15 protein-coding genes and 1 pseudogene are annotated in these 22,816 nt (G+C 65.4%); 11 read left to right on the top strand and 5 right to left on the bottom strand.

From position 1 onward, the window contains the following. The first annotated feature begins 23 nt into the window (after positions 1-23). The 4 genes from SG26_RS12480 (at position 24) to SG26_RS12465 (ending at position 5,539) form a co-directional block, all read left to right on the top strand. Positions 24-563: a hypothetical protein gene (locus SG26_RS12480; protein ID WP_050037731.1), complete on the top strand. Its 540-nt coding sequence runs from the start codon at positions 24-26 to the stop codon at positions 561-563. A 41-nt stretch (positions 564-604) separates the two neighbouring features. Then, positions 605-1,321 (top strand): hypothetical protein, encoded by a 717-nt coding sequence (locus tag SG26_RS12475; RefSeq protein ID WP_050037730.1) that lies wholly within the window; start codon positions 605-607, stop codon positions 1,319-1,321. Positions 1,322-1,438: 117 nt separating this feature from the next. After that, a complete protein-coding gene (gene folP, locus SG26_RS12470; protein ID WP_050037729.1) occupies positions 1,439-3,910 on the top strand; it encodes a dihydropteroate synthase in 2,472 nt (823 codons plus the stop codon). A gap of 135 nt (positions 3,911-4,045) precedes the next feature. Beyond that, entirely contained in the window at positions 4,046-5,539 is a 1,494-nt protein-coding gene (locus SG26_RS12465) for a globin-coupled sensor protein (protein ID WP_050037728.1), read from the top strand. A gap of 27 nt (positions 5,540-5,566) precedes the next feature. On the opposite strand, the pseudogene SG26_RS12460 reads toward SG26_RS12465, so the two are convergent. After that, positions 5,567-7,428: pseudogene (locus SG26_RS12460) on the bottom strand (DEAD/DEAH box helicase). 102 nt (positions 7,429-7,530) lie between these two features. Here SG26_RS12460 and SG26_RS12455 point away from each other — a divergent pair. Continuing rightward, positions 7,531-9,270 carry a Na+/H+ antiporter NhaC family protein gene (locus SG26_RS12455; protein WP_050038281.1) on the top strand — a complete coding sequence of 580 codons (1,740 nt, stop codon included), beginning with the start codon at positions 7,531-7,533 and terminating at the stop codon, positions 9,268-9,270. A 48-nt stretch (positions 9,271-9,318) separates the two neighbouring features. Here SG26_RS12455 and SG26_RS12450 read toward each other — a convergent pair whose 3' ends face one another. Then, positions 9,319-10,377: a glycosyltransferase gene (locus SG26_RS12450; protein WP_014039847.1), complete on the bottom strand. Its 1,059-nt coding sequence runs from the start codon at positions 10,375-10,377 to the stop codon at positions 9,319-9,321. A gap of 128 nt (positions 10,378-10,505) precedes the next feature. Here SG26_RS12450 and SG26_RS12445 point away from each other — a divergent pair, with 128 nt between their 5' ends. From SG26_RS12445 to SG26_RS12435, 3 genes are all read left to right on the top strand, one after another. Continuing rightward, a complete protein-coding gene (locus tag SG26_RS12445; RefSeq protein ID WP_050037727.1) occupies positions 10,506-12,290 on the top strand; it encodes a DUF2339 domain-containing protein in 1,785 nt (594 codons plus the stop codon). Between the two features lie 74 nt (positions 12,291-12,364). Next, positions 12,365-14,173 carry a S9 family peptidase gene (locus tag SG26_RS12440; protein WP_050037726.1) on the top strand — a complete coding sequence of 603 codons (1,809 nt, stop codon included), beginning with the start codon at positions 12,365-12,367 and terminating at the stop codon, positions 14,171-14,173. Between the two features lie 120 nt (positions 14,174-14,293). Then, positions 14,294-14,809 carry an NUDIX domain-containing protein gene (locus SG26_RS12435; RefSeq protein WP_014039844.1) on the top strand — a complete coding sequence of 172 codons (516 nt, stop codon included), beginning with the start codon at positions 14,294-14,296 and terminating at the stop codon, positions 14,807-14,809. Here the strand turns inward: SG26_RS12435 and SG26_RS12430 are convergent. Then, positions 14,806-15,864, bottom strand: a complete 1,059-nt coding sequence (locus SG26_RS12430) for an NAD(P)-dependent glycerol-1-phosphate dehydrogenase (RefSeq protein WP_011222867.1) — start codon at positions 15,862-15,864, stop codon at positions 14,806-14,808. The genes SG26_RS12435 and SG26_RS12430 overlap by 4 nt on opposite strands. 142 nt (positions 15,865-16,006) lie before the next feature. On the opposite strand from SG26_RS12430, the gene SG26_RS12425 reads away from it, so the two are divergent. Next, the gene (locus SG26_RS12425; RefSeq protein WP_050037725.1) at positions 16,007-18,601 is read left to right on the top strand and encodes a glycoside hydrolase family 3 N-terminal domain-containing protein; all 2,595 of its coding nucleotides are present in this window, start codon (positions 16,007-16,009) and stop codon (positions 18,599-18,601) included. Between the two features lie 182 nt (positions 18,602-18,783). Further along, positions 18,784-19,854 (top strand): TrmB family transcriptional regulator, encoded by a 1,071-nt coding sequence (locus SG26_RS12420; RefSeq protein ID WP_050037724.1) that lies wholly within the window; start codon positions 18,784-18,786, stop codon positions 19,852-19,854. 3 nt (positions 19,855-19,857) lie between these two features. On the opposite strand, the gene SG26_RS12415 is transcribed toward SG26_RS12420, so the two are convergent. After that, a complete protein-coding gene (locus SG26_RS12415; protein WP_050006891.1) occupies positions 19,858-20,841 on the bottom strand; it encodes an NAD-dependent epimerase/dehydratase family protein in 984 nt (327 codons plus the stop codon). 213 nt (positions 20,842-21,054) lie between these two features. Between SG26_RS12415 and SG26_RS12410 the strand changes: the two genes are divergently transcribed. After that, positions 21,055-21,615, top strand: coding sequence for a type IV pilin (locus tag SG26_RS12410; RefSeq protein ID WP_023843170.1), 561 nt, complete (start codon positions 21,055-21,057; stop codon positions 21,613-21,615). Between the two features lie 60 nt (positions 21,616-21,675). On the opposite strand, the gene SG26_RS12405 is transcribed toward SG26_RS12410, so the two are convergent. Further along, complete coding sequence (locus tag SG26_RS12405) at positions 21,676-22,647, bottom strand: prohibitin family protein (protein ID WP_050037723.1); 972 nt, start codon at positions 22,645-22,647, stop codon at positions 21,676-21,678. Positions 22,648-22,816: the final 169 nt, after the last annotated feature.

Raw genomic sequence — 22,816 nt, 5'->3', positions numbered from 1 at the left:
AACGGCCTCCGGCTATCGTTGGTGTGAACTGGGTGAGAGATAACCGGCTGCTGCTTCTGTTCGCCGCCGTCGTTCTGACGACGCTGGGCGCTGTCGGGCTGGGAATCGTCGGTGTCGTCGCGACAGTCGGGGCGCTTCTCGGCGGCGGCGCGGTCATCCAGACTTTCGCCGGGTTCCTGCTTGGCACATTGCTCCTAGTGGGCGTCGACATCGTCTTCTCGGTCGCGCTGGTCCGTGCGCTGGCCCGGCGGGCGTCGGTACCGAAGAGTCAGCGTGTCGCTGGTGGGCTCACCCGTCTCGAATCAGTCGTGCCACCGCTCGCGTCGCTCGGCCTCTCCGACGTGTTCGCACCGCCGGAGCCGACAGTCGAGGAGCGACACGAGGCGTTGACGCGCCGGTACGTCGAGGGGGACCTCTCCGAGGCCGAGTACGAGCGGGAACTGCAGGCGCTTCTCGGCGAGTCAGAGAACCCGGATTCTGAACTGCTGGACGCCGTCGACATGGAGACCGACCTACCGCGGACCGCGGCGACCGACACCGAGTACGAGCCCGCCCGGGAATAGCCTGAGCGGGTTTTACATAGTCGCCCGACGACGGGTCACGTATGGACGCACCCACGTTTCTCGAAGTCGAGGTGGAGCGAGACGCCATCGCCTCGGCGCTCGACGCCGCTCCCGGCGTCGCCGTTGTCGACGATACCACTACTGGCCCATCACCGGGACCGGCGGGGCCGGACGGGGCCGAGGATTCCGGCCCCAGTCTCACGGACCGCCTCGGGTCGCTGTGGCGACAGTGGGGGCTGCTCGGCACGGGGCTGTCCCTCATCGCGCTCGGCGCGGCAACGGCTGGGCTCTGGTGGTACCGCCGCCGCAACGCCGATGGAACCGATGCCGGGAGCACCGACGAGGACGCGTCGGAATGGGCCACGGAACGTCCAGACGACACGCCACCACCGGCTGAACCGAGCGTCGACACGCCATCACCGGCCGAGACGGAGTTCGAGCCGACAGCAGCGGTAGAAGACGCCGAGGAGACGCCGGCTCCAGAGGCGCAGGAAACGTCGCTGGCCACAGAGATGCCACGGACTGAGTCCGAGTCCCGGCGGCAGGATACTGGGACGGGTACGGAGCTATCTGGCGCTCCCAAGTCAGAGACCGAGACGGACACTCTGGAGCAAGTGGAGACGGAGCCCACTGAGACGGACACGGACGAGCGACCGGAAGCGAAGATCGACCCGGCACCGCTGCTGGGTGCCGCGTTCCTGATTCTGTCGAGCGCGCTCGGTCGGTGGGCCACGCGCGAGCGTAGCGACCAGGCGTAACTGTCGCCGGCAGGCCAGTGGGAGACCAGTTGGGTAAGCAGGCTGTTCGGGGCGTCTTCGCGCCGGACACACGCAACAGTCCGACAGGCTAAAGCGAGCGGCTCCGATAGCCCGACCATGGAGTTCCACGAGGCCGCGAACTTCCTCTTCGAGTTGCGCCGGTTCGCCTCGCGACCCGGTACTGATGCCACGCAGGACCTGCTATCGTCGCTCGGTGACCCACAGGAGGGGCTTCGCTGCGTCCAGATTGCGGGGTCCAACGGGAAGGGGTCCACCGCGCGGATGGTCGAACGAACGTTGCGGGAAGCAGGCCTCGATGTCGGACTGTACACGTCCCCGCATCTCGACGACGTGCGCGAGCGAATCCGTATCAACGGCCGGAAGCTCTCCGAGGCCGCGCTCGTCGAGTTCGTCGAATCGGTTCAGACGTACGTGACCGAGCAGGGTGCGGCCAATGATTCGCCCACCTTCTTCGAGACGATGACTGCGATGGCGCTGTGGGAGTTCGACCGCCAGGACGTCGACGTTGCAGTGCTGGAGGTCGGTATCGGCGGCCGGTACGACGCCACGAGCGTGGTCGATCCGGTCGCAAGCGCCGTCACGTCCGTGACGCTCGAACACACCCACATCCTCGGCGATACCGTCGAGGAAATCGCCCACGACAAGGCCCACGTCGCCCCGGACGGCAATCCGCTGGTGACCGGGATGACAGGCGACGCGCTCGCGGCCGTCCGCGAGTTCACCGACGATGTCGTGACCGTTGGGAGCGCCGTCGAGACAGACCAGAGCCCGGCCGAGAGCGAGGCCGATATATCCGTGAACTACGGCGGTCGTGAGGGGCTGGAGGGGTCGGTCTCGGTCGACGGCCCGGACTGGAGCGTCGATACCTCCCTCCCGCTGCTGGGCGCACATCAGGCACAGAACGCCGGAATCGCAGCCACACTGTGCCGGCAGGTCGCGGACGTCTCGCAGTCCGATCTCGAACGCGGCCTGCGAAACGCCCACTGGCCCGGTCGGTTCGAGGTGATGAACGAGTCGCCGCTGGTCGTCCTCGATGGGGCACACAACCCCGGGAGCATCGAGCGCACCGCGGAGACGCTGTCCTCGTTCGACTACGACGACCTCCACGTCGTCATCGGGGCGATGGTCGACAAGGACCACGAGCGCATCGCCGCGGCGTTACCGGACCCGGACCACGTCGTCGCCTGCCAGCCCAACGTCGACCGGGCGGAGTCTCACCACGTCGTCGCGACCGCCGTTGAGAACGCGACCGACGCCACCATCGAGACGCGAAACGACGTATCCGGGGCGCTCGATATCGCACTCGACGCCGCGGACTCCGGTGATGCGGTCCTCGTGACCGGGTCGCTGTACGCCGTCCGGGAGGCCCGGACCGACTGGTCGCGCTCGCTGATCCCCAAGCAGGTCGACTCGCTGGCCGAGGCCCGCGAGACCATCGAGAGCGCCCACGTCACCGATACCGGGGGCTGGCGGATGCGGGGGAAGGGCGTCCACCGCGTCCTGCGTACCCGCGTCCAGCCGCGACAGGCCCAGTATCTCAAGGAGGAACTGCTGTCCTTGGGCGGCGAATGTGCCGTCTCTGGGCTGGACGGCCGAGAGGAGGAATCAACCGACGTGGTCATGATGGCGACGATGGCCCAGTACAAGCGCCTCGCGGAGAAGCTGGACGGCCAGCCCTACGGGCTCGCGTCCTTCGCCGACGAACTGCGGGGGGCGCTGTCCATCCAACAGTCCGAGCCAGACACGTCGGCAGCGTATCCCTGGGATGACGGCACAGCCGTTATGGGTATCTGCAATATCACCCCGGATTCCTTCCACGACGGCGGCGAGTACAACGCCGTCGAGGACGCCGTCGCCCGCGCCGAGCAAATGGTCGAGGACGGCGCGGATATCCTCGACATCGGCGGGGAGTCGACCCGGCCCGGTGCCGAACCGGTCCCGGTCGAGGAGGAGATCGACCGCGTGGTGCCGGTCATCGAGGCGCTTTCGGAGCTGGACGTCGCCATTTCCGTCGACACGCGGAAGGCCCCAGTCGCGCGGGCAGCACTCGACGCCGGGGCAGACATCCTGAACGACGTGTCTGGCCTCGAAGACCCCGAGATGCGCCTCGTCGCCGCCGAGTACGACGTGCCGGTGGTCGTGATGCACTCCATCGAGACGCCGGTCGACCCCGACAGCGACATCCACTACGACGACGTGGTGGGGGACTGCATCGACCAGCTGACGGAGCGCGTCCTGCTCGCGGAAAAGGCCGGACTCGACCGCGACCAGATCATCGTCGACCCGGGCATCGGCTTCGGGAAATCTGCCACGGAGGACTTCGAACTGCTCGACCGACTTCCGGAGTTCGAGGCACTCGGCTGTCCAATCCTGGTCGGGCACTCCCACAAGTCCCTGTTCGGGCTGGTCGGACAGGAAGCGGGCGACTGTCTGGAGGCGACCATCGCCGGGACGACGCTGGCGGCTGAACGGGGGGCCGACATCGTTCGCGTCCACGACGTCCCGGAGAACGTTGCCGCGGTTCGGGTCGCTGAGGCGGCCAGTGATCCACAGAAATTCAAAGACTGATTTGAATAGCCAAACAGCAAGGAGAGAATCGCCGGACGTGACTGCTAACCCTAAATTTTGATTTTCTGTTTTATATTTCTCAATGATGAGAATTAGGGGCGAACATATAACCCCTGTGTGGGTCGACTCCCCGCCATGGCATTCCAGAGCGAGAGTACGGGCTCTCGGAAACGTATCACTGAATCTGAGAGGTCCCGCGTCGACGGTAGCACGCTTACCGATCGTATCGGACTGGACGCCGGGGAGATACGCTGGCGGAAGGAGTTTACCGGATTCGACGAGTCGGACATCAACAATCTGACCGCGATGGAAGCGAAGACGAACGCCCGGGCCGAATCTGTCGTCGACGACTTCTACGATCACCTCGAATCGTTTGACGAAACCATCGAGATTTTCGGGCGGTCCACCAAGTCGGTCGACCAGCTCAAAAACACACAGTCACAGTACCTCCGCGACCTCGTCGCCGGGAGCTACGACAAACAGTACTTCGAGAACCGGGCCCGTATCGGGAAGATTCACGACATGCTCGACCTCGGCCCGAAGATCTATCTCGGGGCCTACAGCATCTACTTCGAACATTTCCTGCGGACAATCGTCGAGGACCTACAGTCGGGCGACGCCGCCCGGGACGAGGCACTCGAAGAGATGCAGGCGCGGGCGCTGTCCGTGTTCAAACTCCTCAACCTCGATCAGCAGGTGGCGATGGACACCTACATCGACTCGTACAGCCAGCGTCTGGAATCGGCAATCGATGACCAGCAGGCGCTGATGGAGGAGGTCGAGAGCGGACTCCAGCAGCCCATCGACGAACTGAGCGCCTCAGCCGAGGAGGTCGCCCAGACGAACCAACAAATCACCGACACAGCCGAGACACAGTCCGAGTCGATGGACGAGGTGGCGGGCGAGGTCGCGGATATGAGCGCAACCATCGAGGAGATCGCCTCGACCGCCGAAGAAGTCGCGAGTACCAGCACATCGGCCGAGGAAAAGGCGGAACGCGGGAACGAAGCCGCACAGCAGGCCGCGGCCATGATGAACGACGTCGACGACGCTGTCGATACGGTTTCCACAGACATCGCCGGCCTCCGGGAGCAGGCCGACGAGATCGACGACATCGTCGAGGTGATCAACGACATCGCGGACCAGACCAACATGCTCGCGCTGAACGCGTCTATCGAGGCCGCACGCGCCGGCGAGGCGGGCGACGGGTTCGCCGTTGTCGCCGACGAAATCAAGACGCTCGCCGGAGATTCACAGGAACACGCGAACCAGATCGAGGACACCGTCACAGAGATCCAAGACGAGACCGTCGACGCCGTCGAGAGCCTCGAAACCGTGACAGAGCAGGTGACGGAGGGCATCGATCAGGTCGAGACGGCGGCCGAACAACTCGAAGAGATCGTGTCGGCGGTCAACGAGGCAGCACAGGGCATCCAGGAGGTCTCGGCGGCCACCGACGACCAGGCGGCGTCGACCGAGGAGGTGGCCAGCATGATCGACGAACTGTCGAGCGGCATCGACGACATGACGGCACAACTGGACGACCTCGCGGCGACGAACGAAGAACAGACGGCGAAGATTCGGGACGTGGCCGAGACCGCGCGCCGGCTCGATACCGACACGGAATAAGCTCGACCCACAGTCAGCGCGTCTGGCTTACTCCTCGACTTCGGGCGGCTCGACGGCCTCGGCCTCCGTCTCGGTCACGCGGATGCCCTTCGAAGCGAGGTGGCGCATCTGCCGGCGGACGAAGTCCTCCTCCGTCGTCCCGCGTGTCGCGAGAATAACCATCCGGGCGTCGCCGGCGGGCGCATCGTCCGTCCGGCCCGCTGTGCGCCCTGCCGACGGGACCCACCCAGTCCAGACGCGACGAGAGCGAGTTCGGCGTCGGGCAGGTCGATACCCTCGTCGCCGACACGGGAGACGACCAGCGTGTTCAGTTCGCCCCGGCGGAACTCGTCGAACAGTTTCTCCCGACGTGCGTGTGGCGTCTCGCCGCTGATAAAGGGTGCGTCGATGGCCTCGCTGATGGCCTCGCCCTGGTCAAGGTACTCGATGAACACGAGCGCCTTCGCGGCCGGGTTCTCAGCCAGTGCGTAGCGTATCTCGTCGATTTTCCCGGTGTTGCTGGCGGCGGCCTGCCGGCGGTCGTGGCCCGACGTGGAACTGTACTCGGACTGCTCCGTCTCGTTGCCCCACGGGACGAGGCGGATTTCGACCTCGGGTTCGGCCACGTAGCCCTCGTCGAACAGTTTCCCCCAGTCGGTGCCGATAGGCGGGCCGATGAGCGTGAATATCTCCTCCTCGTCGTCGCTCTCTCTGGTCGGCGTGGCGGTCAAACCCAGGCGGTGTTTGGTCTGGAGGTCCGCGCTCCGGCGGTGAATCGGCGAGGGGACGTGATGGACCTCGTCGAAGACGATGAGGCCCCACTTGCGCTGGTCGAACAGCTTCCGGTGGCGGTCCATCCCCGCGGTGCGGTAGGTTGCGATGGTGACCGGCCGGATGTTCTTCTCGCCGCCGTGGTACTCGCCGATGTCGTCGTCGGTCAGGGTCGTGTGCCGGACCAGTTCGTCGTGCCACTGGGTCGCGAGTTCGCGCGAGGGGACGAGAATCAACGTCTCACCGCTGATAGCGGCCATCGCCCCCATCGCGGCGACGGTCTTGCCCGACCCCGGCGGGCCGACGAACACGCCCGACCCCTGCTCGGTGAACCGCTCGACCCAGTCCTGCTGGTAATCCCGCAGGCGCAGGCGGAGGTCCATCTCGATGGCGTCGCCGGTCTCTAAGTCGCGGTCGTCCCGGACCGGATAGCCCGCCTCGTACAGCGTGCGCTTGATCTCGGCGGTCGCGTCCTCGTTGACCCACGACTCCGAATCCGAGATGGGGGCCCGGAGGTGGTCGTCGTCGAGTTTCGGCCGGGCGACGTTGCCCATCAGGTCGTCACTCTCGGCTTCGAGTACGACGTAGCCGTCCTCGTGGGTCTTCAGGCGGAACTTCCGGGCGCGCTCCCACTGGCTCGTCACCCACTCTTCGAGGTGGGGCGAGCGCTCGCCCAGCACGTCCCGCATCGTCGTCAGGAGGGCATCTAGAGACTCGTGTGGCGCGGCCCAGATGTCCTCCTCGCGGAGTTCGTACACGTACCCACCCGAACGGTTGGTGTCCTGCAGGCGCGCGAACTGTGAGAGTTGCGCCCGCGTGAACTGGTCGGGGTGTTCGACGACCACTTCGCGGCGGTCGGGGAACAGAACGACGCGCTCGCGGTCTGTCACCTCGGCGATGTCCGCCGGGTACCACACGGACTCGACCTCGGACACGTCCTGGCGCTCGATGTCGCCGTCGTCGGCGAGGCGATCCAGTGCTTCCCGGGCCTCGTCTGGCGTCAGGTCCGTTTTCCGGGAGAACTCCGTCGCCGTCAGATGTGGGCGGCCGACGGCATCGATAGCGTCGTAGACGGCGTCGAGTTCGAGTTCTGCGGGGTCCGAGTCCTCGTCTCGGTCTGCTGGCTCCTCGACTGTCACTACCAAATGGAGGGGACCGACGCTCAAACGGGTTTCGTCTGGACCGTCCCTGACGCGGGTGTGAATACATACCTTAATATAGCGCCACCTAGACCTGCCGGCATGGTTGAGGGAATCGCGGCTGGACCGTGGTCGATCGTGCCCGCGCTCGTCGCCATCGGTCTCGCCTGGTACACCCGGGACGCTCTTATCGGGCTGTTCGTGGGCATCGTCATCACAGGCGTGCTGGTCGGCGCATTACACCCCCAGGCTGTCGGGGTCCCGTCCGATCTGATCACCGCCGGCGGTGAGGTGGCGACCGTTCAGCCACAGGCAGAAGACGGGAGTCCCTGGACGGTCGGCGTCGGTGGCATCGTACTCGGAGCGCTCTTCGGGCTGAAGCTCGTGCCGGAAATCATCGCCACGGCCCCGCTGTTCGGGGAATGGTACGTCAAGAACGTTCTGCTCGCCATCTTCGCCATCGGCGGGCTGATCGGACTGATGATCCGAGCTGGGGCGATACAGGGCGTGCTGGAGGCGCTGGTGGAGCGGGCTGAATCCGCCGCAGACGCCGAGAAGGCCGCGTTCCTGGCCGGGATCGCCATCCACATCGACGACTACTTCAACTGCCTCGTGGTCGGCTCGATGATGCGGCCGCTGACCGACAAGTTCGACGTCTCGCGGGCCAAACTGGCCTACTACGTCGACTCAGCGGGGTCCCCGGCGTCCCGGCTCGCGTTCTACTCGACGTGGGGAGCGGCGATGGTCGGCTTCATCGGAGGCGGCCTCGTCGAGGCACAGCAGCAGGGGACGCTGCCCTCGGGCATGACCAACTTCGTGAACACCGGCGGCGAGCAGGTCACCGCGGCGACCGGTGCCGTCTGGCCGCTGTTTTTCAACACGCTGTTTACCGGCTTCTACTCCTGGATCGCGCTCGGTCTCGCGGGACTCGTCGCGTGGCAGGTCGTGCCAAACATCTACGGGATGGGGACGGAGGAATCCCGAGCGAGAAACGAGGGGAAAGTCGTCGGCGACGACGCCGACCCGATGATTTCCGCGGAGATGGACGAGTACGAGGTGTCAGAGACCGCGACGCCGGACTGGCGGAACTTCGCCTGGCCGATTCTCACCATGATCGTCGTCGGCCTCGGCGCGATGTTCTGGCGGGCCAGCCCCGTCATCTACGTCAAGGGGAAGGAAGGGATGGGGGCCACGCTGCTCCAGCTCGGCAGTTGGCAGCTCATCACGCCGCCGAGCGGCCCGTGGGCGTTCAACATCGGCGGCGTCCAGTTGGGTCTCGCGTCCTTCTCGGCACTCATCCTCGCCTTCCTGCTGTATCGCTGGAAGGGCGACATCCCGTCCAACGACGATGCTACCGATGCGATGATGGTCGGCTTCAAGGGCATCCTCCTCGCGGCTGTCATCCTGATGTTTGCCAGTTCCATCCAGAACGCGGTGACGATACTGGGCGTCTCGTCGTTCGTGACGAACGTCTTCGGCGGCGTGCCGGCGTTCATCATTCCGGTGGGCGTCTTCCTCGTGACTTCCTTTGTTAGCTTCTCCGATGGCTCGTCGTGGTCGACCTACGGCATCATGTTCCCCATCGCCATCCCGCTCGCGTTCTCGACGGGCGCGAACCTCCCGCTCGTCCTCGGCGCGGTGTTCAGCGGCGGCATCTTCGGCGACCACACCTCGCCCATCAGCGACACGACCGTTCTGGCGTCGTCGACGAGCGGGAGCGACCACATGGTCCACGTCCGGAGTCAAGCGCCCTACGCTCTCATCGCGGCAGGTATCGCGGCCGCGCTGTTCCTCGTGTTCGGGCTGGTGCTCCCCGAAGGGTTCCGCGTCATCCCGTACTGACTGGTGGCGATTTGTCCCCGTCGTCAGCGCGTCTGAACGGCGTTCCGATTAGAAAAGACCGGTCTCCTCGATACGTGACTCGTACAGGTCCTCGTACTCTGCACGGACCTGTGCGTGGTCGAACTCGGCACAGGACTCGTCGACGGTCCGGCGCTCGAAGTCGGCCGATTCGGCGATTTTGTCGGCGATTTCCTGCGGGTTCGTCACCCGGAAGGCGCGGTCGCGCTGCTCGATGAGTTCGTGGGCCGACGACTCGGCCTGGTACTCCACGATACCGATACAGCCACAGGCCATCGCCCAGAGGAGGTCCGTTGCGAAACACTCTCGGAACGCCGTCTGGACGAATACGTGCGCGCCCTTGTAGATCGAGACGCGCTCCTCGATGTCGCACGCGCCGGCGAAGGTCACGCGGTCGTCGATGCGGAGGTCGGCCGCCTCCTGTTCGTAGTACTCCCGCTCCGGGCCGTCGCCGATGATCGTCGCCGACCAACCCTTCTGTCTGAGTTCCGCCAGTCCGAGCAGCAGCGACTCGACGTTCGCGCTGCCGTCCAGCCGGTGGGCGTACACCACGTCGATCTCCTCGTCGGGGTCGACTTCCCGGACAAGATCCATGTCGATGCTCTGTGGGAGAATCGCGGTCTGGTCCGCCGTCGCTCCCCGCTCGCGGACCCGCGTGCGGACGAGTTCGGAGGGGGTGACGAGACAGTCCGACGCGCGGAGCGCGAGGTTGGCCCGGCGGCTTTCGGGCACGTCTTCGTCCCCATACCACTCCGTGAGAAGCGGCGCGCGAGACAGCGTTGCACCGGTCTTGGCCGCGAGTGCGACCGACGACGGCGTCGGGTGAACGTGGACGACATCCGGGCGGAACCGGGCGAGCATGGCCGGAAGGCGGACACAGAAGGAGGGGACGGTCGGCGAGACGGTGACGGCGCGGTACGTGACGCCGTCGCGCTCGCGCTGATTGTCGAATCCCGGCCACCACTGCGAACAGAACACGGTCACGTCGTGACCGGCAGCGGCGAGTTCGGTAGCCACCCGCTCCAGCCGGGTCCGGCCCACTGTGTCCCGGTACTGACTCGTCTCCATGGCGACGACCGCGACACGCATACAGGTGCGACGACGTGGCCGCTCAAAAATCCACCCGTTCGCGGTTGACGGCGACAGATGGCGGATTGGCCGTCGGAACTGTCGTTCGACTGGATGTTTATTACAGCGACTCTGCAACGTGTCAGTGTATGAGCGATGATGACGACCTCGAAGCGGAAGTACGGGACCTCCGCGCCGAGGTCGATGCCCTCCAGACACGAATCACCGCCCTGGAATCGAAACTGGACACCGACCCGCCTCCGTCTGTCGGGGACGAAACTGCAACCACTGAAGCGGACACGGCGGCTCCCGAATCGGAGGCCACACACGGTTCGGAGACAGCGCCAGAGACCGGCGAGACAGCCGACAGCGACGCGCCTGTCGACGAGCGGAACTGGGAGCGCGACATCGGGATGAAGTGGCTCGGCGGGGTCGGCGGGCTCGCGCTGGTGGTCGGCGTCGTCTTCTTCATTCGTCTGGCCATCGAAGCGGGCTACCTCGGCCCCCTCGGGCGTGTGCTCACCGGCACAGCGGGCGGGCTCATACTGCTCGCGGGCGGTCGGTACGCCGCCGAGCGGCAGGGCTACGACCGATGGGGCCGGCTCGTCGCGGGAACCGGCCTCGCCATCGCGTATTTCAGCGTCTACGCGGCCTACGGCTTCGAGTCGTACCGCGCCGCCATCGGAGCGCCGCTGTGGGCGGTCCTGCTCGTCCTGACGGCTCTCGTGGCCGCCACCGCGGTTCTCTCGGTGCGGGACCACGCGCCGGCCGTTGCCGGTGAGGCGTTCCTGCTGGGATACGTCACGGCCTACGTCGGACTCGACGCCGCGTCCTTCGTCGTCTCGCCGGCCTACGTCGTGCTTCTCACGGCCGGGCTGGTGACCATCGCCGCCGTCCGGCCGTGGAGCCGGCTCGTCCTCGGGAGCGTCCTCCCGGCCTACGTGCTCCACATCGCCTGGATGAACAGGCTAGAGCCACCCGAAGCGGTTGCCACCGCTGTTCTCGTCGCGATGTTCGCCGTCTACGCCGCTGGTGTGTACGTGCTCCGTGCAAGCGACCGAACGGACCGATGGCACCGCCGACTGGTGGAAGCGACGACCGGGCTCAATGCCGTGTTCGCCGCGATCCTGCTGGAAGGCGTCGTTCGTCGACTCATCCCGACAGCGCCGGACGGGGTGGCTGTCGGCGCAGTCGGACTCGCTCTCGGCGGCGTCTACGCCGTCACGGAGTCACGTCTCGGACAGCAAGACAGCGCGGCTGGGGTGCTGGCCGTCGTGCTACTCGCCGTCAGCGTCGTCCTCGGGGCCGACCCGTTCCTCGCGACCGCTGGGCTCCTCCTCCTGCTCTGTGGGGCGCTGGCGCTCGGATCTCGCCGCGACGCGAGGGCAGTTCGTATCGGCGGGCACCTCGTCGCCGTCGGGACCGTCGCCAAACTGCTCGCCGTGGACGCGACCGAATTACCGGCGTTCTCGCTCGCGGACCCGCTGGCGACCGCGATGGGGCGACCAGCCGCATACCTGCTGGGAATCGCGGTCTTCTACGCGCTCGGTCGGAGGTTCGGCGGCGCATCGACGACGGTGCCAAGCACTGACCGCGAACTCTCGGTGGCTGCGCCGTACGTCTGGACGGCGACCGGGCTCGCGGTGGTGCTTCTGGGACTGGAGCTTTCGGGGGCGGGGCTGTCGGTTGCGTGGGCCGTCCTGGGGCTCGCGTTCGTCGGGGTTGGCCTCGCGCTGGACGACCGCAGTCGTCGACTCCAGGGCGTCGTCGTCCTCGGCCTGGTGACGACCAAGGTGTTCCTCTACGACACGCAGGGGCTCGATACGCTCGCCCGGACCCTCTCGTTCCTCGTACTGGGTGGCATCCTCCTCGTCGCCTCGTACGCGTACGCCCGCTGGCAGGGTGAGGAGCCACTCAAGCGACTAGCTGGATAACAGCCGCCGCGTTCCGCTGAATCAGACCACGGCCGCCACAAAGGGTTTTGCCGGTCCCTGCCCTCCCTCCGGTTGTGACCGCGTACGACCTCTCTCGCTATCTGAACGTCCGGAGCGCCTACGGCAGTTCGTTCGCGCCGGACGGGACGCTCGCCTTCCTGATGAATACGACCGGCGTCGCCCAGGCCTGGTCGCTTACCGAGCCACAGGGCTGGCCCGAGCAACTGACTTTTTATGACGACACCGTGAGCTTCGTCGACTACTCGCCCGAGCGCCAGGAACTCGTCTTCGGCATGGACGAGGGCGGGAACGAGCGGGCGCAGCTATACCGGCTCGACGCGGACGGACGCGTCCACGAACTCACCGGGATGCCCGACGCGAAACACCGCTGGGGCGGCTGGTCGCCCGACGGCGAACGATTCGCGTTCGCGTCGAACCGCCGCGACGAAGCCGTCTTCGACATCTACGTGCAGGACCGCGACGCAACCGGCGACGACGCGGAACTGGTCTGGGAGGGCGACGGCTGGCTCTCGGTGGGTGGCTTCTCGCCCGACGGCGAGCGCCTGCTGGTCAGCGAAGCCCACTCCAGTTTCGACCAGGACATCTACGTGCTGGACATCGATAGCGAAGACCTCAGCCATCTCACGCCACACGAGGGGAAGGTCAGGTACACGAGCGCGTCGTGGGGGCCGGAGGGCGATGCGGTGTATCTCGTCACCGACGCCGAGAGCGACACGCTCGAACTGGCCCGCCTCTCGGTCGACGGCGACCTCGACATCGTGCGCTCGGACGACCAGTGGAACATCGACGGCGTCGCGCTTGACAAGGACAGCGGCCGTCTCGTGTACTCGCGCAACGTCGACGGCTACAACGAACTCACCGTCGGCGAACTGACGGGGCCGACGACCATCGAGACGTTCCCGACGCCGGACCTGCCGGGCGGGCTGGCTGGCGGCGTCGCCTGGGGCCCCGATGCCGAGCGTTTCGCCGTTAGCGTCACCGGACGGACGGTCAACACCAACGTGTTCGTCGTCGAGACCGAGACGGGCGAGAGCGAGCAGTGGACAGCCGCTTCGACGGCCGGCATCCCGCGCGAGACGTTCATCGAGCCAGAGGTCGTCCGGTTCGACTCCTTCGACGGGCGAGAGGTTCCAGCGCTGTTCTCCCTGCCGAACGGTGCGAACGGGGCCAGTGCTGACGGCGACACGCCCGTCATCGTCGACATCCACGGCGGCCCGGAGAGTCAGCGCCGCCCCTCGTTCTCCGGTCTGACCCAGTACTTCCTCTCGCGGGGGTACGCGGTCTTCGAGCCCAACGTCCGCGGGTCGACCGGCTACGGAAAGGCTTACACGCACCTCGACGACGTCGAAAAGCGGATGGACTCGGTAAAGGACCTACGGGCCGGCGTCGACTGGCTCCACAATCACTCGGCTGTCGATCCCGACCGAATCGTGGCGATGGGCGGCTCCTACGGCGGTTTCATGGTGCTGGCGGCGTTGACGGAGTACCCCGACCTCTGGGCGGCCGGCGTCGACGTGGTCGGCATCGCCAACTTCGTGACGTTTCTGGAGAACACCGGTGACTGGCGACGCGAACTCCGCGAGGCCGAGTACGGCTCTCTCGACGAGGACAGGGAGTTCCTCGAATCCATCTCGCCGATCAACAACGTCGACCGCATCGACGCGCCGCTGTTCGTCCTCCACGGGGCCAACGATCCGCGTGTTCCGGTCGGCGAGGCCGAGCAAATCGCCGAGCAGGCGGCCGAACGGGGAGTTCCCGTGGAGAAGCTCGTCTTCGACGACGAAGGACATGGCATCAGCAAGCGGGAGAACCGCATCGAGGCCTACACCGCTGTCGTCGAGTTCCTCAACGAGCACGTCTGAGAGGTCCGGCCGAATGCTGTGACGGACGGTATTACGGGGGATCACAGCCGGCGCACAGGGTAGTTTCAAACTGTGAGGGCGTTCAGGCGGATTTATTACGCTGCCGAAGCACCGTTTCGTATGGAGATAGCCGAGCGCTCGCGAGCGCGGGTGCAGGAACGCCTCGCCCGGCTCGAACAGGAGTTCGGCTCGACGCCGGTGGACCAGACCACCTTTTCGGTGGGTTCGGAGGCGTACCAGCGTGCTGTCGAGCGCTCACGGGAAGGACAGGTGGACGTACACGCGTTCGTCCACAACGAGTCGGGCGACGTGCTACTCAGCGACGCCGACGGGTCCTGGGAGATACCACAGGGACAGACACAGGGGGCCGAGCGGCCGGCGGCAGCGGCCGAACGAGTCGTCACCGAAACAGCCGGCGTCTCGTGTACCATTCGGGACGCGGTTCGGGCGACCATCTGTGGTGTGCGAAACGAGGCAGACCCGGACGCCGAGACGGTGTATCGACTCAGTATCGTGTTCGACGCCGAAATCAACAGGGCCGCGCCCGGCGGCAGTGACGCCGAGACGGTCGCTGAGGCCGAAGCGTCGATTCGATGGGACGACTCAAGCGATGTCGCGGTCGCGGAACTGGTTTAGATAACGCCGGTGACCGTCGCCGCTTCGATCGCCGCCTCTTCGCTCATACCGTCCCCGAGCACCGTGTAGCGGTCGCGGATCTGGTGAGCTGTGGTCAGCGCTTCGATCACCGTCTCGTCGTCGATACCAAGTTCGTCTGCCGTCGTCGGCGCGCCGATGGCCGCCAGCGCGTCTCTGGCGTCTCGCCACTTGCCTTTCTGGCCGCTGTGGAGGTACTCGGTCATGATCGAGCCGACACCGACCTGATGGCCGTGGAGCGCGCCGTCGGGGACGAGTCGGTCCAGCTGGTGGGAAAACAGGTGTTCTGCGCCGCTCGCCGGCCGGGAGGAGTCAGCGATGGACATCGCGACGCCGGAGGAGACGAGCGCTTTCACGACAATCCAGGATGACTCCTCGAGCCCCTGCTTTATCGAGTCAGCGCTCTCGACGAGCATCTCGGCGGTCATCTGGGAGAGCGCGCCGGCGTACTCCGAGTAGTGGACGTTCTTCAGGCGATGGGCGAGCTGCCAGTCCCGAACCGCAGTGTAGTTCGAGATGATGTCGGCACAGCCAGCAGTGGTCAGCCGCCAGGGGGCCTCCGCCAGCACCTCGGTGTCGGCGATGACGGCCAGTGGTGGTTCGGCAGCGACGCTGTGGCGCGTATCACCTTCGGGGACAGAGCCGCGGCCGGAGACGATGCCGTCGTGGCTCGCGGCCGTCGGGACCGAGACGAAGCCCAGTCCCAGGTCGTCGGCCGCCATCTTCGTGATGTCGATAGCTTTCCCACCGCCGACACCAAGCAGGAAGCCCGCGTCGATGTCGCTCGCGTGGTCGATGACCTGCTGGACGGCGTCGAAACTGGCTTCTTCGATGACGATCTCGGATGGGTCGTACCCCTCGTCCTCGAACTGTGCGACGACCTGCTTGCCAGCGACATCGTGCGGCGTCGGACTGGAGACGACCAGCGGCCGGCCAGTCAGGTGGAGTTCGCTGACGGCCTCTATCGTCTGCCCGAGGACTCCGTGCCCGACCACGACGTTCCGGGGGAGGCGAATCCAGGTGCGTTTCTCGAACATGGTTGCCTGTCTCCGGGCACGCGTGAAAACAGTTTAGGTGCAACTGGCGGTCCGACTGTGCAGTAACCGAAATCTTTTGACAACAATTACACGCCAGTTTTCCAAAAACAATTATTAACATCACTGTTTGGGTGCGCCTGTCATGGCACATGACACGACTGACGACGGTATGCGGGCGTCTCGGCGGACATTTCTGAAAGCGACCGGTGTGGCCACGGCAGCGGCCGCCACCGGCGCAGGTGTTGGGACCGCCGCGGCGCAACCGGACGTCGATTCGCTCATCGGCGACCTCACACTGGAGCAGAAAGCGGCCCAGATGACACAGGTCGCGATCAGCTCCTTCGAGGCGGAGCCGGAGGGATCAAACGTCCCCGACAGCTTCGGGGTCGACACGGTCGGCGAGTACTTCAGCGAACTCGGCGTCGGGTCGATCCTCTCGGGTGGGGCCGAGCCGCCGAGCTTCGACGCCAGTAGCGTGGTCGAGGGCATCAACGCTCTCCAGAAGTACAACCTCAACAACGCCGACCACGACATTCCGTTCCTCTACGGCGTCGACGCGACACACGGAAACGGCCTGTTGGAGGGGGCAACGGTGTTCCCCCAGCGGCTGAACATGGGTGTGACGCGCGACCTGAGTCTGATCGCGGAGGCCGAACGGCACACGAGCGACGCGACGGCGTCGATGGGGGCACACTGGACGTTCGCACCGACGACGGACCTCCAGCGGGACCCCCGCTGGGGCCGCTTCTTCGAGGGCATCAGCGAGGACCCGAAACTCGAAGCAGATGTCTCGCGAGCGCGGGCGCGAGCGCTTGAGGACGACGACCGGCTGACGGCGTGTGTCAAACACTTCGCGGCCTACTCGGTCCCGAACAACGGCAACGACCGCGCACCGGCCTCGACGTCGCTGCGTGACCTCCGGACGAACATCCTCCCGCCGTACCGGGAGGCGCTGGAGTCCGAACCCGGGACGGTGATGGTCAACAGCGGGTCGATAAACGGAGTTCCGGCCCACGCCTCCCACTGGCTGTTGACGACGCTGCTCCGCGACACCTACGGCTACGAGGGGATGGTCGTCTCGGACTGGGACGACCTGAATCGGATGCTCACGAACCACGACTACGCGCCAGACTTCGAGACGGCGACCGAGATGGCCATCAACGCCGGCGTGGATATGTACATGATTGGCAACGGCGGCGACGCGCCGGGACCGGTCCAGTTCATCGACACCGTGGTCGGTCTCGTCGAAGACGGCGCGATTCCGATGGAGCGCATCGACGAAGCGGTCCGCCGCATCCTCGAACTGAAGGCCGACCTCGGCCTGTTCGAGCAGCCGACAGTCGACGAGTCCCGCATCGGCAACGTGCTCGGCGGCGCACAGGAGACCGCCGAAACGATGGCCAAGGAGTCGCTGGTCCTCCTGAAAAACGACGCGGACACGCTCCCGCTGTCGGGCGACGAGAGCGTCCTGCTGACCGGCCCCGGCGTCGACGGCGACGGCAACAACACCCGCGCGCTGATGCAACACGGCGGCTGGACGCTGGGCTGGCAGGGGGCCAGCGCCGGCGGCCCGTATCCCCGCCAGAATCTCCTCGAAGAAGAGCTGCGATCCCGCGTCGGCAGTCTCACCCACGTCCCCACCTCATATGAGAACACCACCTGGTGGGCCGGCGAGGGCGACGGCGAGAACCAGCAGAGCGACGAGAACGGGAATTTCGATTTCACCGATGAACAGCGGTCACAGGTCGAGTCGGCGACCCCCGAATCCGACGCCGTGGTCGTCGTTATCGGCGAGGGGACCCACAACGAAGGCTTCGGCGACCGTGACGAACTGGTACTCGACGAGTCCCAGCAAGCGCTTCTGGATACCGTCGTCGCGTCCGCCGACGATTCGACGCCGATCATCGGCGTCATGCTCGCCGGCGCGCCGCGGGGGTCCCCGGAGACGTTCAGCCGGCTCGACGCTTTCCTGTTTGCCGGCCAGCCCGGCAGCGACGGCGGGGTCGCCATCGCCGAGACGCTGGTCGGCGAGTACAATCCGTCCGGGAAACTCCCGTTCAGCTGGCCCGAGAACGTCGGTACCACGCCCGTGCAGTACAACCGCTACGAGCCGACATCGACGGGTGGGACGGACAATACCGCGATATACGAGTACGGCCACGGCCTCTCGTACACCGACTTCGAGTACGGGAGCGTCTCGGTCACACAGCCCACCGTCGGCAACCCGGCCAACCAGTCCGAAGTGACCGTCGGCGTCGAGGTGACGAACACCGGCGACATGGCCGGCGAACACATCGTCGAGGTGTTCAACACCCAGTCCTACGGCTCGGTGCTCCAGCCGATGCGCCGGCTGCTCGGCTACGAGCGCGTCTCGCTGGATTCCGGCGAGTCAGCCACGGTGGACGTGACCGCCGACCTGACGGCGTTAGAAATCGTCCCCGGTGACGTGCTCGGAGTCGCCCCGAAGGTCGTTGAAGCCGGCGAGTACGAACTCACTGTCGGCCAGGACGGCCCGACGACCACGCTCACCGTCCAGAACACGGCGAGCATCACCGAACCGGACCCTGTTCCGGGCCTCCCGAACGGGTCAGGGGGCAACCCCGGTCAGAGCAATGGGAACGGGAGCGGAAACAACGGCAACAACTGGAACGGAAATGGCAACGGCGACAACACCAGCCGCGACCCCACCATGGAAGACGTCGTCGACCTGCTCGACGAGGTTCGGCAGCGTTCCTGAGACGGTTCCCGCGACCGACTCCGCAGTGTTTCCGCTGGCCACCGGACATCAAAGAACCGCCACGTCCAGAGGCACGCCGGCCCGCTCGCACGCCCACAAATCATTATATATACTCAGTGATGCTATCTGAAACAGCGATCCAATGACACGAAGCCAGCTAACACGGTTTGAGCGGGACAGTTATGCCTGACTCCACACGCCAACCCAACGCGGCCGTCCGGGACCGACTCCAACAGTACGGACTCTCCGAGACAGAGGCGGAAACCTACCTCGCTGTCGTCGAAACGGGACCGGCGACAGTCCGGACGGTGGCTGAAACAGCGGGGGTCTCCAAGAGCTACGTGTACGACATCTGTGATTCGCTGGCCGCGGACGGCTTCGTCACCGTCGACGACCACCGGACGCCGACGGTCATCCGTGCGACGCCCCCGTCGGAGGCCTTCGGAACGCTGAGACGCGAACTCGACACGCTGGAAACGGCGGTGCAGACCCGGTACGAGGACAACTCGGCCGACGACAACTCCTTCGAGGTGGTCAAATCCAGACCGACCATCATCAAGCGCCTGAAACAGCACATCGAAGCCGCCGAATGCGAGGTCGTGCTCCAGGTCCCGGCCCGTCGGCTCCCGGAGATCCGCGACACGCTCCGCCGTGCCCGGCAGCGGGGCATCCTCGTGCTCCTGACGCTGTCGAGTTACGACGCGGCTACGATGGAACTGGACCTGGAGGGCGTCGCCAACGCCGTCCGTCTCGGCCTCGACGGCGCGCCCTCGTTGCTTGCGACGGACCAGCAGCGCGGGTTCGTCTCGCCGTCGACGATGCTCAGCTGGGACCACGACGAGACGAACGCGATCACGTTCACGCAGGAGGCGGTCGCGGCGGTGTTAGTCGGTTCCTACCTGGGCAATTACTGGCCGATAGGTGAGGAGGTCCTCCTTTCGCGGCCGCCATCGCTTCCGGCCCGGTACGACATGTTCCGCCCCGTCGTGTTCACGACCACGCTCGCGCTCCGGGCCGGCGAGTCCGTCGTCGCCGACCTGTACGCGCGGCCGACAGGCTCCGACGACGATTTCGAAGTGATATCCGGCGAGGTGGTCGATGTCCGACAGAACCTCGTCGAACCGCACAACAGCGACTTCGGGTTCGAGAACTCGCTGGTCGTCGACACCGGACAAGACCACATCGCTGTCGGCGGATACGGCGCGTTCTTGGAGGACTACGAGGTCAAGCACACGACGCTCCGCCGGGCGTAGTGATCACCCGGTCAGGCGGTCGATAAGCGTCGCTTCCGTGTCTCGGTCCGGGCCGAACTCCCGGCCGGTTCGGTCGTTCTCCCGATGCTCGGCGACGGTCACGGCCAGCGCCGTCTCGTGGGGCGTCGACGACCAGCCCAGGTCGCGGAGCTTCGCCGTCGACAGCAGATGCGGCGAGTCGCGGTAGATGGGGAAGTCGTCGGGGTCCAGTCCAGCCGCCGCGAGCTCACGCTCGCCGACGCCGATGGTCTCGACGGACGTGTCATGTACTCCGGCGAGCAGGTCAACCCACTCCCGGAGCGTCGGCGCGTGCTCGTCGCCGACGTTGTAGGCTTCGCCGGCCGTCCCTCGCTCCGCGACGAGGCGAAGCGCGCTCGCCACGTCCTCGACGTAGGCCATCTGCCACAGACTGAGGCCGTCGCTAGGTACCACAATTCGGTCGTACTCGGCCACGCGGTCCACCCAGTAGGCGAACCGCTCGGTGTAGTCGTAGGGGCCGTACACGACGGTCGGCCGGACGCTCATCGCCCGCACGCCGTCCTCCGCGGCGGCGAACACCTCGCGGTCGCCTTCAGCTTTCCGTGGCCCGTAGGTCTCCGCGCTGTCGGTTGTCGCCTGCGCCTCGGTACAGCCCGCAAGCGGCGTCTCCCCCTCCCGCTTGGGCGTCCGTTCGACGCCGTAGGCCGCACCACTTGAGATATACACGTACGCGTCGACGTCGGCAAACACGTCGGTCGCCGCCCGGACATCTTCCGGGAAATACGCTACGCAGTCGACGACTACGTCGGGATCGATCTGCTTGCGGGCGGTTTCGAGTGTGTCCCGCTCGTTCCGGTCGCCCTTGATGTGAGTGACATCGGAGTTCGCGAACGGATTCGAGCGCTGGCCGCGGGTGAGCATCGTCACGTCGTAGCCCGCGTCGCGGAACTCGGTGACCGTGTGTCGGCCGATGAACCTGCCGCCGCCGATGACGAGGACGCTGTCCATACGCTGTGCTCGGACGGGATCAGCAAAACAGTGTGGCTCACCGCCGGAGTCTGCCGCAGGTCCGACAGTCGATACCGATTGTTTGCCGGGGCGGCAAGACGACCGGTTTCTCCGCAGAATGCGATGATAGAACCGGCAATGTACGGTTCAAGACGACGTCTCACGCCAGTCCCGTTGCGGGTGTTTTTATGTAACCGGATAGTAGCAGACCCAGTGACGGGTCAGTTGCGTGCTGTCTCTTCGGTCATTTCAGTTATCCTTCTCGTGGCGGTAACTGTCGTTCTCGCGGCAGTGCTGTCTATGGCGACGGTTGACCTCGCGGAGACGTTGGATGATACAGCGCCCGTAATCGGCCAATCAGACGGTGAGTTCGCCGCACAGGATGGGTTCGACGGGGGCATCGTCCGTATCACGCACGTTGCTGGAGATGTCGTCCGTGTCTCGGATATCGAAGTGGCAGTCAGTGCCGACTGTAGCGGTGACGGAACTGAAAAGCACGGGCGGTTAGTCAATCTGCCGGCGAAATCCGGTGACCGGCCACAGAGTGACAACATCGAGGGCGATGATCTCTTCGACGAGAGCACTGGCTCGCTCACGGAGCGCGGTGCCGATGATACCGGGGCACTGGTTACAGACGAGTTCCGCCCTGGTGACGTTATCATCTTCCGAATCGCAGGCGGGGACTGTGACTTGCAGTCGGGCGACACGGTAACCGTCCGAGTCGTGCACACCCCGTCGAACGCGGTTATTATCCGACAGGAATTAACTGCATGACTCGACAGGTACCCGGCACAGCGGGACAAAAACGAACGAGGCGCTCCTTCTTGCCTGCGGTCAGTTCCCGCCCGTTGCGTTCGTCACGTTTGTCGAGAACCCCGTATCGGCACTGGAAGTGTTTCCGCCGCTACTCCTGCCAGTCTGCAGGATGATGGGTGTTCCTTCGTCGTCAGTCGCCAGAATGACCTTATCCGAATCGTCGATGCTCTGGACGTACTGCTGTTTCAGCACAACTGGGTTCTCCCGAAGCGCCTCACCGCGAATCTCGATAACTCGGGCGTCGGCTTCGGCCTGAATCTCCTGCCGTTCCTTGTCGCGTTCGGCCTGTTGAATCTCGAATTTCTTCTCTTCGACGCGTTGCTTTGCGATTTCCTTGTCGTTGAGCGCCTGATCGTACGAGTCCGGGAGGTCAACGGTACGAACCTGTACTTCTTCGAGGACGAGCGCTTCGCCCTCGAACGCGGATTCGAGTTTCTGCTGTGCCGCCGCGCCGAGTCGCTCGCGGCCGTCGTTGGTGTATATCTCGCTCGTCTGGATACCTGCGGCCTCATTCCGGAGTTGCGACCGGACAGACGGTCGAATAAGTCGCTCCTCCGCCTGGCCGACGGTCCGCCATTCGGTGACGAATCCCGACGCGTCTGTTTCTTCGATCTTGTACCGGACGGTGATGTCGATGTCGACCGTCGTCCCATTGATGGTCTGAACGGTCACCGCATCGGCTTGTGACGGTCTGTCGCCTTCGCCCTCAGTGTTGGCCATGGTGTAGGTCCGGGGTCGGATTTCCACGTCCTGAACCGAGTCCTTGACAGGCACGATGATGTGTGCGCCCGGCTGGAGTTGATCGCCGGTTACCGCGCCGAACGATTTCTGGACGCCGACGTGGCCTTCGGGGACCTGATGATAGCCACCGAACAGCGCCGTTGCGACAGCGAGGGCGACAACGACGCTGACGGCAATGCGGAGGCCACGGCCGACATCGATATCGATGTCCGACCCGGAATCGGGGTCAGGACCGGGGATGTCACTCATGCTGTGCTCCGATGCGATACGACGGGTGGTTGTACGGGGACCATGTCCAGCACTTTGGCCCGACAGCTATAGGACCAGCGATTGATTGTCACGGTGTCACATTACGACCACAGAACGCGGCTCGATTGTGGCGGAAAAACAGCGCCCTTGACGACAGACAAAACGTCGA

The organism is Haloarcula sp. CBA1115 (genome assembly GCF_000827835.1).
Taxonomy (GTDB): Archaea; Halobacteriota; Halobacteria; order Halobacteriales; family Haloarculaceae; genus Haloarcula; species Haloarcula hispanica.
The sequence above is the reverse complement of the archived record's forward strand: the minus strand, read 5'-3'. Positions and strand labels throughout refer to the sequence as shown.